The sequence below is a fragment of the Stieleria sedimenti genome (assembly GCF_025060895.1).
Lineage (GTDB): Bacteria > Planctomycetota > Planctomycetia > Pirellulales > Pirellulaceae > Stieleria > Stieleria sedimenti.
Genome location: NZ_JANZKV010000029.1, coordinates 1 through 12333 on the forward strand (window position 1 = coordinate 1; position 12333 = coordinate 12333).

Genomic DNA, 12333 nt, shown 5'->3' on the forward strand with positions numbered 1-12333 from the left:
CAGCGGCTCACCATTAACTCAGCAGAACCCGAGTAAATCGACAGCGAGCTTGCGCGCTAAATCTCTCGAAACACAGGAACGACATGCTTGCCAATCATTCCGCTGCCAATTCCGGAAACACACTCTCGTCCAGCTCGGCGCGTTTGAGGATCGATTTCAATCGGATCTGGAAGTCGCTTTTGTAATTGGCGACTTGCTGTTCGGAGAGATCCAGCTGTGCGGCGACTTGCTTGTTGCCCCAACCACGGACGATCAACAGCTCGATGGCTTGCAGCTTGATCCAATTACCGGACTGTTTCCAGCGATCGATTTGTTCTTGCATGGCGTCGCGGATCGCCTGTTCCTCGATCCGTTTTCGTTCGACGCTGCGGGCGATCGAACTGGCGACGCGCGCGCTTCCTTTCAGCTCAAAATCTCCGGCGGAACTGGTTCGGCCATGGAGTTGCAGCGCGGGGCGTCGGCCTTCGCGTCGCAGGTGGTCGGTCAGTTTGTAGGCACAGATTGAAAACAGGTAACTTTCCAGCGGCCTGCCGCCGTCGTAGTTGGGCAGACTGATCAGGAACCCGACGAAGGCTTCTTGGACGATGTCTTCGGCGGCGGCGGAATCACGGATGCGGCTACGCGTGTACGCCAGCAGCCGGCCTTCGTAACGATCGATCAGTGCTTGCCAGGCATCGGAATCGCCCTCGCGGATCTGGGCGATCAGGAGTTCGTCCGCGGAAGGGCCGTTGGAATCGGCAGGAACATTCATGCGACATTGTCGGTCGGTTGGAGGTTTTCGATGACACGTTTGACATTCTCGACCGCTTTTTCACCGGCCCGTCGTCCCGCGTCGATCAGGGGATCGACGGCGTGGAAATCTTCGATCCGGAACGCGCTGGTCTGGGGGATGATGATCAGGTCGCTTTCTTCGCGATGCAGGGCGCTGGAATGTCGCCGCGAGATGTCCATCGTGCGGAGCAACGTCGACAGATAGCTGGGGCGACGCAGTTTGCCGCTGCGGTCTTTGGCGTAATCGGTCGCCAGCGTCGAACCGACATCGATCGAGACCACATGGTCGCAACCTTCGCTTCGCAAGACCGACGCGGGCACGTTCATCAGCACGCCGCCGTCGACCAGCATTTGCCCGTCGTGAATGATCGGCCGACCGAAGACGGGATGGTTGATGCTTTGCAGCACGGCCTGAACCAAATCACCGGACCTGCGGATCTGCTGCTCGCCGCTGATCAGGTCCAGCGTCGTGATCGCCAGCGGCAAACTGGCTTGTTCGAAGGTCAGGTGATCGAGATAGCGTCGCAGCTTGGTTTCGAAACGTCCGCCGCGAAAACTGTGCAGCAAGAACATCCGTCGCAACGACGGGCGACCCGCTAAATACTTCGGTGGAATCATCTCTTTGCGGAAAAAATCGCCGATGTCCAACGGCGTAAACCCCGCGCCGTAGGCCGAGGCCACGATCGCACCGGCGCTGGTCCCGGCGATCGAATCGAAAACGACGTTGTGTTGCTGCAGAATTTCCAAAACGCCGATGTGGGCGATCCCCCGTGCACCGCCTCCGCCGAGCGCAAGCCCGATCCGTTTGCCGATCAACGATCGATACAGTCGGGTGACGGACGCCGGAACGAAGTCGGCTTCGCGGCCTTCGCCACAATACCCACAACGCACCGCCTCCGCGTCGGAAAAATCCATGTCCGGTCGCGGCCAGGAATCGGCTGAGAACATCAACGCCACCATCGCGCGACGATGCAGCGGAATGGATTTCAGCAACGATGCGGCATGATCCGAAAGCCCGTGGTGGGCGTCGGCGGCAAACACGACTCGATTGGATTCTCGTACGGCGGCGTCGGTCGCTTGGGGACCCCAAGCGACCGTCACCGCCAACGCCTGTTTGCTGCGGCCGGCGATCGTGCAGCCGAGGTCGGCTACCGAAACACAGATCGCGTCACGATCGAAGGATTCGCATGCAAAGGGTAGATCCTCGTCACTGACCAACAGCGGTTGGACCAACGGGTGGTCTCCTCGCAGCTGGCCGATCAATTGCTCCGCCAACGGCCAGCCACTGGGATGGTCGATGACGATCGCCAGGGAATGCACGCCTCGATTGGTTTGCCGCGGCGACGAGGCGGCGGAATTCATCTTCGACAACCGCTTGGTTAACGAACGGCTGAGGTTTTCCAGCAGTTGCGGATAGCTTTTCACCAAACGGCGGTAATCCTCTCCGCTCAGTACCAGGGTTTCGACGTAGGTGACTGCGGTCACCGTGGCGGTCCGTGGTCCACCGGAGATCACCGACGATTCACCGAAGTGATCGCCCGCTCCCATCATGCCCAGGGTGCGCTCGGCGACGGCCGGTCCGTCGCCCGTCCAAACCCGCACCTTGCCTGCGGTGATCAAGAACAACTCGTCGCCGTCGTCACCGATCTCGATGATGGTCGCCCCGGCGTCAAACGAACGTGGCTGAAAGGCCGACAGCACGTTTTCTAGCCCGTCGTTGCTGAGCCCCATCAACAGCGACCGGGTTACTGATTGTTCGCGATCCATCCCGAAATTACCCAGCGAAAAAGGTTTGTCATCAATCGATACCCTACCCGACGGGGGCTGCAGTCGCCAACGCGATTGCCGAAATCGTCTGCAGCGACGATGTTCGTGCATGCTTCCGAGTCATCTTCCCAGACGGCATGGATACCGACACCGCTGAAGTCACCCTCCCTGGCAGGGAGGGTCCCGTCACCTGGCTGTCACCGGCGCGTGCCGACGACAGCCGGCGAGGATGGCAAGCAGAATGCTTACCCCACTATGAAACATCGACACGTATGCTTTCCTCGTCGCGTCAGGTCTGGGATCATACGCGAGTTCGAAAGCTTAGCTCCTACCTTCCCCCCCGAACGCGAATGACTACCGAATTTAAGCTTGCCGGCGGCGACACGATCCCCGCTGTCGGCCTGGGCCTCTGGAAAATTGATCAAGAATCGACCGCCGAAATCGTTTACCGAGCCATCGAAATCGGCTACCGCCACATCGATGCGGCGTGTGACTACGGCAATGAATACCAAGCGGGCGACGGGATTCGAAAGGCGATCGACGATGGCTTGGTCAAACGCGAAGACCTGTGGATCACGAGCAAGCTTTGGAACACTTATCATCGCGCCCAAGATGTTCCCGTGGCGCTCGAAAAGACGCTGTCGGATCTGGAATTGGACTACTTGGACTTGTACCACATTCACTTTCCGATCTCGCTCGCCTTTGTGCCGATCGAACAACGCTATCCGCCGGGATGGTTCCACGATCCCGACGCCGAGCATCCGCAGATGGAAGAGATGCCGGTGCCGATTCTGGAAACCTGGCAAGCGATGATCGAGTGTCAGAAATCGGGTTTGATCCGCCACCTCGGTGTTTGCAACTTTGGCGTTTCATTGATCCGCGACTTGATGGCGTCCTCTTCGGTCAAGCCATCGGTTCTACAGGTCGAGCTGCATCCCTATTTGACGCAGGAAAAACTGCTTCGATTCTGTGCCCAACACGACATCCACGTGACCGGCTTTTCACCGCTGGGCGCCCAATCCTACTTTGCCATCGGGATGGCCGAAGAAGGCGAAGGGGTGATCGATCGCGAAGAAACCAAGGCGATCGCGGCGGAGGTCGGAAAAACACCCGCCCAGGTTGTCCTTCGCTGGGGGATTCAACGGGGGACTTCGATCGTTCCCAAAACCTCACGCGTCGAGCGACTGAAAGAGAATCTGGACCTGTTCGATTTCGAATTGACCGACCAGCAGATGAACACGCTTGCGTCGCTCAACCAAAATCGTCGCTTCAACGACCCCGGTGATTTCGGCGAAAAAGCGTTTAACACCTTCTTTCCGATCTACGAGTAAGCACTAGGTTGCGATCTGCTGCTGGTAGACCACCAAGCCGTGCAGGGCGTGGTACAGCACGCCGCATTCCAGGTCGACGTCGCGGCATTGATGCAACACGTCGCACAGTTTGCGAACGCTGCGGACGACCCAGTCCGATTGCAGCGTTTCGCGATCCGCCGCAGTCGCCAGAAACTCGAGCACATGTCCGGTCGTGCCCAGCGTCTCACCCAAATCATTGCACCAGCCGGTCCGATGCATGTAGGACGTGCTGTACGACCCGTCCGGGTTCTGGTTCACGCGAGCCAGTTCGATCGATGCGTCAAGATGATCCTTGGCATCGGCCCAAACGCCCGCAATCGGATTTCCCTCGCCGATGCGATTGCGCAGCGCGGTGGCGATTCCGATCAACCGATGCGTCCCGCCACACACGCTGTCCGACAGATCGTGCTCGACTTCCAGCTCTAGCAACAACGCAGTGCTGTAGGTGTTGCCGTCACGGGCGGTCCAGCGGTGGTCGGTCGATCGATAGTAGGACAGTGGAATCAGCGTCCAACTGAATTCCGCTTCGTAGTTGAGCGGGATATCTCGCTCGGCTTGACGCAGCCAGTCGTCGATCGTCAACGTGCGATCTTCGACGACCCAGGAAGCATCGGCAGGCAGTCCCGTTTGGGCGACGACGGCCAGCCATTGGTCGCGGTGGCCTTGGCCGACCTTGGTCGACGGTTCCAAATCGACTCGGATGCCGAATCGGTCGTCGCCGCCAACCGGATCGCCGATCATCGGCCGAAATCCGTCGCACGTCCCGCCCTCGCGAAAATAGTTCAATGCGCGCCGGCGGCCGCTTGGCGTATCGATTTCAAAGTCGTCGCCGTAGGCCAGGATGCCATGGAAAATCTGCCAGGCTCCGTTGACCATCGTCGACAGTCCCCGACGCTGCTTTTCTTGCCGCAACGTTTCGGCGACCAGAGTTTCGATCGGCAAGGACGAATCCCCCTGCGTCGGCGACGCCTCCGGCAACGATTCGGGAATCGACAGCGGGCAACCAGTCGTGATCAGCGCCGACGCCGCCAGCGTCGACAGTGCGGCGCGACGGTTGATGGGACGCGGCGGTGGAGTTTTCTTCATTTTGGACAGAGTGTGATCGTTTCAAATTCGGCAATCCGCCGGTCGCGACTTCGAGTTCCGTTCCCCCAACATCAGATCCGGACGGATCACTCGCGCGAAGGACCAAACTATTCGGCGGATTGGAACAGTAAAGCCCCACCGTCTGCAATCGGGTAGCGGTGCGCGGGAAACGGGACGAATTTCGGATCCCCGCCGGTGGGTGCCGAAAAGACACGCCGGAAGCCGCTCGTACGGTTGAGAAACGTTCCACAAGGGGGCAAATCCGGGGCGGATGTCCGCGGACCGCCCGCCTGCGACCAAATTGATGCGAATTGGGACTCGTCGATTTTTGACAACGCGCGTAGACTTAAATACAGCGGCGGTCGATCGCAGGCCGCCCATTCCACTCGACAAACGTCTTTTGTTCCCCCTCCAGACCATGCCCAACGAACAAGACATCTACGAAGAACACGTCTTGGACCACTACGAGGATCCTTACCACCGAGGCGAGTTGGCGACGGCCACCCACGCGGATGAAGGCAAAAACCCGCTCTGCGGTGATGTGATCCACGTGATGCTGCGTTTAGGGCGTGACGGGAAGATCGAAGAGGCGTGGTTTGACGGCGAGGGCTGTGTGATCAGCCAAGCGTCGGCGTCGATGTTGATCGAAGCGATCGAAGGAAAGACGGTGGAAGAGGCCAAGGAGTTCACGGCCAATCAGATGCTGGAACTGTTCGGCCCGCAATTGACTCCCAACCGCCAGAAGTGCTGTCTGTTGTCGTGGCGTGTGTTGCAATCGGCACTGCATGCCCCGCTCGAAGACGCGGACGATGACGACGCCGGACCCAGCTTTGGTGGGCCAAGTTTAAGTGAAGAGAGCTGAAGATGCCGCTTGACCCCCATTCGATCCGCGCCGATTTTCCGATCTTGAAGCGGCAATCCTCCAGTGGCGCGCCGCTGGCGTTTCTCGACAACGCCGCCAGTGCCCAGCGTCCGCAAGTCGTGATCGATGCGATCAGCGATTGTTACCAGCGTTACTACGCCAACGTGCATCGCGGTATCCACACGCTCAGCGAAGAATCGACGGCGGCCTACGAGGCGGCGCGGGAGACGACGCGCCAATTCGTCGGGGCGCGGTCGCAGTCGGAAATCGTGTTCGCCGCCGGAACGACCGCCGCGATCAACACCGTGGCGCATTCATGGGGCGGCAGTCATCTGTCGGCCGGTGACGTCGTGTTGCTGACGATCGCCGAGCATCACGCCAACATCGTGCCCTGGCACCAGTTGGCCGCGCGGACGGGCTGCCGCGTCGAATTCATTCCGCTCGGGGACGATTTCACGATCGACGATGCGGTCGTCCAGGACAAACTTCAAACACTGCAACCGAAACTGTTCTCGTTCGTTTCCTCCAGCAACGTCTTGGGCACCAACTTCCCCGTCGCCCGTTGGACCCGCATGGCTCATGCCGCCGGTGCGACGGTGCTCGTCGACGCCGCCCAAGGGGCTCCCCATCAAGCGATCGATGTGCAGCAATGGGACGCCGACTTCGTCGTCTTTAGCGGTCACAAGGTTTGTGGTCCGACCGGGATCGGAGTGTTGTATGGCAAGGAAGCTCTGTTGGATGCGATGCCGCCGTTTCTGGGCGGTGGCGGGATGATCGATCGCGTCACGACCGAAGGGTTCAGCCCCACGGGATTGCCGGAAAAATTTGAGGCGGGAACGCCGCCGATCACCGAAGCGATCGGGTTGGCCGCCGCGATGCGCTACCTTCAATCGGTGGGACTGGAGGCGATCGAGGCTCACGAGCATCTGCTTTGTCAGGCCGCCGACACGGCACTGCGAAACATCGAGGGCGTGGAGATTCTGGGACCGACGCCCGACAAAAAGGGCGGCATCGTCAGCTTCACGGTCGATGGCGTCCACGCCCATGACATCGCCCAGTGGCTCGATACCCGCGGTGTTGCGGTTCGGGCGGGGCATCATTGTGCAATGCCGCTGCACGAATCGCTCGGCAAGACCGCTTCGGCCCGCGCCAGTTTTTATCTGTACAACACGCCTGAGGAAGTCGACCGATTGATCGAGGCGGTCAAAGAGGCGCGTGACAAATTCGCCCGTGGCGGCCGTCGCCGCCGAAGGCGAAATCCCTCGCCGGCCTAGCGGCAATGTGGGATAGGCTTCCAGACGCGTCGGGCTCTGAAACAACGAGCCTGCCCCATCTCCCTTGTTCCCCGGCTCCGCCTGGGTTGCGCATTATCGCCGTCTCGCTCCGTTGCCAAAATTCTGCCGAATCGATTCTGCATTGACCATCGATGTCATGGAGCGGTTGGGAATCAAAAACACGATTGACATCAGCCGATTCGCGCAAGCGTTCGGGCCTCGGTGGCAACCGAGGGCCCGTAGGCTGGCGCCAAACGGCTGATCCCACGAGGCCCCCGAGGGAATGGAAACCGCCAAAATTCTGCGAAGGAATACAAGTTTCAGCGGAGAGATTTTGCGCGGCCCAGGCTCCGCCCGGGTCGCGCACTCTCGCCGTCTCGCTCCGTTGCTAAATCTCTGCCGAATCGATTCTGCATTGACCTTCGATGTCATGGAGCGGTTGGGAATCAAAAACACGATTGACATCAGCCGATTCGCGCAAGCGTTCGGGCCTCGGCGGCAACCGAGGGCCCGTAGGCTGGCGCCAAACGGCTGATCCCACGAGGCCCCCGAGGGAATGGAAACCGCCAAAATTCTGCGAAGGAATGCACGTTTCAGCGGAGAGATTTTGCGCGGCCCAGGCTCCGCCCGGGTCGCGCACTCTCGCCGTCTCGCTCCGTTGCCAAAATTCTGCCGAATCGATTCTGCATTGACCATCGATGTCATGGAGCGGTTGGGAATCAAAAACACGATTGACATCAGCCGATTCGCGCAAGCGTTCGGGCCTCGGCGACAACCGAGGGCCCGTAGGCTGGCGCCAAACGGCTGATCCCACGAAGCCCCCGAGGGAATGGAAACCGCCAAAATTCTGCGAAGGAATGCACGATTCAACGGAGGATATTGCGGAGCCCCGGCGGAACCTGGGAACACATTGTCACGGAGGCTCCCGCCTTCTGCCCGTCAACCGCGTGTGGCACAGCCACACCTGCCTCTCGTTCCAGAGAGGCTAACGCGCCTCTCCCGCTCTTAAGCAGCCGCCGCTTTCGGCTTCGTCATCAACGAGACCACGATCAGCGTGGCAAACGCCAGCGGAATCGTGACGATGCCCGGTTGGCTGAACGGGGCGTAGGCCAATTCCGGATCCCAGCCGTACACACTTTTGTAGGTGTCGCTGGACAACAGGATCCAACCGAGTGAGCTGATCATGCCGACCAGCACACTGGCCACGATGCCTTCCTTGGTGGTCGCTTTCCAGAACAGCAGCATCACCAGGGCGGGCAGGTTGGCGCTGGCGGCGACACTGAAGGCCCAGCCGACCAGGTAGCCGACGTTCATTTCCTTGAACAAGATCCCCAGCACGATCGCGATCGCACCCACGACGACCGCGGCAATCTTTGCGACGCGCACCTTCTTGGCTTCGGACAATTTCATGCCGACCACGCCGACCAGGATGTCGTGGGCGACCGCGCCACTACTGGCCAGGATCAATCCGCTGACGGTGCCCAACACGGTCGTGAACGCGATCGCGGAAATGATCGCGAACAACCAAGTGCTGATGCTGCGTGCCAACAACGGAGCGGCCATGTTGCTGTCGGTCAAATCCATCGAGCCGCTGGTCATCGCTCCGAGACCCAGGTACAGCGTCAGGACGTAGAAGAAGCCGATGCTGGCGATCCCGACGATGGTGCTCTTGCGGGCCGCCGCGCCGTCCTTGACGGTGTAGTAGCGGATCAGGATGTGGGGCAGCGATGCGGTGCCGCAAAACAAGGCCAGCATCAGCGAAAGAAAGTTCAGTTTGCCGCCGGGCTCGTCGCTTCGAATGCCGGCGAACTTGGGGTGTTCGCCGGGGCGAAGGACTTCGTTGCCGGGCGTCAGTTTTTGAAAGTAGACCGTCGATTTGGTTTCATCTTCATGCTCGACCGTCATGTTGCGCCACAGCACGACTTCGCTCTCACCGAGCGTGTTGAAGAAACTGACCGGACCCAGCGGCCCCGTCTCCGATTGGCCGTCGGGTAGTTTGGTGAGCGTGCCAACCGGCTTGAGTTCCTTTTGTGTCGCCTCGCGGCCCAACGGCGCCCCATCGATCATCGCTCCGTCGGAGGTTCGCCGGATCGCTTGCGCCTGCCGCAAAATGACCTGGGCCTCGCCGGCCGGTTGGACGTGAAAAAGATCAAACCCGACATCATCGCTGCGCGAGAAACGGACCAGGTCGTCGTGCTCCTGCCAACCATCGGTGGCCGGTAAAACGCGACGCCCGGCGATCTCGGCTTGGTTCAAGCCGGCCACCGGAATGGGGCCGATCGATTCAAAGGCATCGGGCTGGGCCACGAAGCCGCGACCGAGCAACAACACGACCAGGACGGCGCTGAACACGACCAACAGCGACCCTTTCAGAAACTGAACCCAGGTCGTCGACACCATGCCTGCGGTGACGACGATCGTGATCACGACGATCCCGACCAGCACGACGCCCACCCAGTGCGGGAAACCCAACAGCGGTTGGATCAGCGAGCCGGCGCCGACCATCTGGGGAATCAGATAAAACACGCTGACCACCAGCGTGCTTGCTCCGGCGGCCGCTTTGATGCCGCGTGAATCAAATTTTGCATCCAACGCATCGGCGAACGTGAATCGGCCCAGCCGTTTCATCGGTTCGGCGATCACGAACAAGGCCACGATCCAGCCGGCTAAAAAACCGATCGAATACAAGAAGCCGTCGTAGCCGTAGGAGGCGATCATTCCGCAGATGCCCAAGAAGGACGCTGCGGACAAATAATCTCCGGCAAACGCGATCCCATTGACCGCCCACGGGATCTGACCGTGCGCGGCAAAATAACCCGCCGACGATTTCGCTTTTCGCCCCAAGAAAAAACTCAGGCCGACCGTCGCACCGACAAACGTAAAAAAGACAAAAACGGCAATCCATGAAGGGTCGTAAATCACGCCAGGTCCCCCTGCGCTTCATCGCCGGCCGTCGCGGCTTGCGATGTCGAACCGTGCGAGGATTCATCCAGCGGTTCCGATTTGCAGAGCATCCCGTACAGCAATGCCATCAGCAAGGCGCCGACGATCAAGCCGAACCCGTAGACGATGGCCAAGTTCAATCCGGCGAGAACGGGACGCTCCATCACGTCCGCCGCAAACGCGCTGAGTAACACGAAACCCAGGTACAGCACCAAGTAAACAGCGAACAGCCAGAGCCCCAGACGGGCGTTGGAGCGTTGTGTGTCCGTAAGCGACGACATCGAGACCTCGGGAGAAAAATATCAATTCACGACCAGCGGCGAAGTATAGAGGAACTCAACCCGCCGATGTGTCCCGAGCGAATGTTTTGAGTTTCAGGTTTCAGGTTTCAGTTGGTACCCCACATTTTCCTGCCACCCATTTTCTTGTCTGGTTCTTTCCTTTCCAACGTCCATGTTTCTGCCCACTCCCAACTCAAACCCTGATGTCGACTTGCAGACCGTCATAGGCCATGTCGATTCCCTCCGGCAGCCAGTCGCAGGTTTTGTGGTAGTCGAGTTGATGGCCGGTGTGAGTCAGCAGCGTCCGTTGGGCACCAACCGCACGGGCGACGTCGATCGCTTCCTCCAGATTAAAATGCGTCGGATGGGGCTCCATTCGAAGCGCCCCGATGACGAGGGTTTTCACGCCCCGGAGTCGATCCAGGGACGTGGGCGGGATGAAGTTGGTGTCGGTGCAGTAAGCGAAATCACCGATGCGAAATCCGAGCACCTTGAAATGCGGGCCGTGCTTCATCGGGATCGGAATGAATGTCGTCCCCAGCACTTCGAAGGGCGACTCGTCGATGCGAGTGAACTCCAGCTTCGGCGTCGCCCCCGGGTGCGTGTCTTCTCGATCGGCGAAGGCGTAGGCGTAGGCCCGGCGGATGTTCGATTCGACGGTCTCGTTGCAGAACAACGGCACCGCATGGCCGAGCCGAAAGGGGATCAAACGCAGGTCGTCCAGGCCGAAAATATGGTCGGCGTGCTCGTGGGTGTAGACGACCGCGTGGACCAGCCGGATCCGTTCGCGGATCAGCTGGACCCTCAGATCCGGAGGGGTGTCGATCAGCACCGTGCCTCCCGGCAGTCGGACCGTGATCGCACATCGGGTTCGATTGTTCCGCGGATCGGTGCTTTGGCAAACGTCACAATCGCATCCGATCGCCGGGACGCCGACGCTGGTCCCGGTGCCCAGGAAGGTCACCAGGCCTTCGTGGGGGCGGCTGGATTCGGGGACAAACGGCATGGATGCGGATCGGATCGGGGGCGGATCGGGTGGGGCACAACAGACAACCAGCCGGCATCCTACGACAGCGGTGGTGACGACGCGAGAGGCGGGAAAGGCGGTGATGCCGTTCAAATCGGCAGCTCAACGACCCCGCGGTGGGGCCGGGAGCGGGCCGGTCGGTGGCCGTCTCCGACGCCTGTTCAGGCCTCGGTTTGCTCGCAACGCCTGTTTGGGCTTGCAGAGATCGTCCGCCCTGACATACTTACCCGCTTCGCCGTAAACGTATCGGCGTGCCAAACGCACCCCAAATGAGAATTTTGGTGGCGTTTGAGGGAACAAAACACAAGAAATTAACGACGTCAGGGTGATCCGCAATGGCGGAAGTGGTACAGGTCCAGAAACGTGATGGCAGCCTAGGAACGGCAGCGTCACGCCGGTTACGAAAGGCGGGCTCCGTCCCGGCCGTTTTGTACGGGCACAAGCAACAGAACCAGCATCTCGCGATCTCGCAAAAGACCGTCGAGTCGATCTTGCGACATCATAGCAGGATCGTCGAGCTGCAAGGCGATGTGGTCGAGACCGCGATGGTCAGCGATCTGCAATTCGATCCGTTGGGGATCGAGGTGTTGCACATCGACCTGCAGCGAGTCGACATGAACGAAAAGGTCACCGTGACGGTGCCGATTCGATTCAAAGGCGAGCCGATCGGTGGAAAGCAAGGCGGAATCGTGATCGAAAACGCTCACGAGGTTGAAGTCGAGTGCCCCGTCGTGGCGATCCCCGATTTCGTCGAATTGAACGTCACCAGCGTCGGCTTGAGCGAACACCGCTCGGCGTCGGATGTGAAGTTGCCGGAAAATGTCGTCTTGGTCACCCCCGGCGAAACCGTGGTTTACCACGTCGAAAAAGTGAAGGGTGAGGATGTCGACGAGACCGAGGAAGAGGGCGAAGAAGCGTAGTCTGCGGACTCGGCGACAAGGCCAACCGGCCTTGGCCCTTCGACAGTGCG

10 protein-coding genes are annotated in these 12333 nt (G+C 60.0%); 4 read left to right on the forward strand and 6 right to left on the reverse strand.

The window, feature by feature from the left end; genetic code table 11:
* Positions 1 to 94 precede the first annotated feature (94 nt).
* Positions 95 to 751, reverse strand: coding sequence for an RNA polymerase sigma factor (locus NZK35_RS03870; RefSeq protein ID WP_259631285.1), 657 nt, complete (start codon positions 749 to 751; stop codon positions 95 to 97).
* A complete protein-coding gene (locus tag NZK35_RS03875) occupies positions 748 to 2538 on the reverse strand; it encodes a patatin-like phospholipase family protein (protein WP_259631286.1) in 1791 nt (596 codons plus the stop codon). The genes NZK35_RS03870 and NZK35_RS03875 overlap by 4 nt, the downstream gene beginning before the upstream one ends.
* A 350-nt stretch (positions 2539 to 2888) precedes the next feature.
* Between NZK35_RS03875 and NZK35_RS03880 the strand changes: the two genes are divergently transcribed.
* Positions 2889 to 3869 (forward strand): aldo/keto reductase, encoded by a 981-nt coding sequence (locus NZK35_RS03880; RefSeq protein WP_259631287.1) that lies wholly within the window; start codon positions 2889 to 2891, stop codon positions 3867 to 3869.
* 3 nt (positions 3870 to 3872) lie between these two features.
* On the opposite strand, the gene NZK35_RS03885 is transcribed toward NZK35_RS03880, so the two are convergent.
* The gene (locus tag NZK35_RS03885) at positions 3873 to 4976 is read right to left on the reverse strand and encodes a hypothetical protein (RefSeq protein ID WP_259631288.1); all 1104 of its coding nucleotides are present in this window, start codon (positions 4974 to 4976) and stop codon (positions 3873 to 3875) included.
* Positions 4977 to 5394: 418 nt separating this feature from the next.
* Here NZK35_RS03885 and sufU point away from each other — a divergent pair, with 418 nt between their 5' ends.
* Both sufU and NZK35_RS03895 read left to right on the forward strand, forming a co-directional pair.
* A complete protein-coding gene (gene sufU / locus NZK35_RS03890; RefSeq protein WP_259631289.1) occupies positions 5395 to 5838 on the forward strand; it encodes a Fe-S cluster assembly sulfur transfer protein SufU in 444 nt (147 codons plus the stop codon).
* A 2-nt stretch (positions 5839 to 5840) separates the two neighbouring features.
* Positions 5841 to 7112, forward strand: coding sequence for an aminotransferase class V-fold PLP-dependent enzyme (locus NZK35_RS03895; protein ID WP_259631290.1), 1272 nt, complete (start codon positions 5841 to 5843; stop codon positions 7110 to 7112).
* Positions 7113 to 8117: 1005 nt separating this feature from the next.
* Here the strand turns inward: NZK35_RS03895 and NZK35_RS03900 are convergent.
* From NZK35_RS03900 to NZK35_RS03910, 3 genes are all read right to left on the reverse strand, one after another.
* Positions 8118 to 10034, reverse strand: coding sequence for a sodium/solute symporter (locus tag NZK35_RS03900; protein ID WP_259631291.1), 1917 nt, complete (start codon positions 10032 to 10034; stop codon positions 8118 to 8120).
* Entirely contained in the window at positions 10031 to 10336 is a 306-nt protein-coding gene (locus NZK35_RS03905) for a DUF485 domain-containing protein (RefSeq protein ID WP_259631292.1), read from the reverse strand. Before NZK35_RS03905 ends, NZK35_RS03900 begins: the two co-directional genes overlap by 4 nt.
* A 193-nt stretch (positions 10337 to 10529) precedes the next feature.
* A complete protein-coding gene (locus NZK35_RS03910; RefSeq protein ID WP_259631293.1) occupies positions 10530 to 11342 on the reverse strand; it encodes an MBL fold metallo-hydrolase in 813 nt (270 codons plus the stop codon).
* Positions 11343 to 11698: 356 nt separating this feature from the next.
* On the opposite strand from NZK35_RS03910, the gene NZK35_RS03915 reads away from it, so the two are divergent.
* Positions 11699 to 12283, forward strand: coding sequence for a 50S ribosomal protein L25 (locus NZK35_RS03915; RefSeq protein WP_259631294.1), 585 nt, complete (start codon positions 11699 to 11701; stop codon positions 12281 to 12283).
* Positions 12284 to 12333 lie beyond the last annotated feature (50 nt).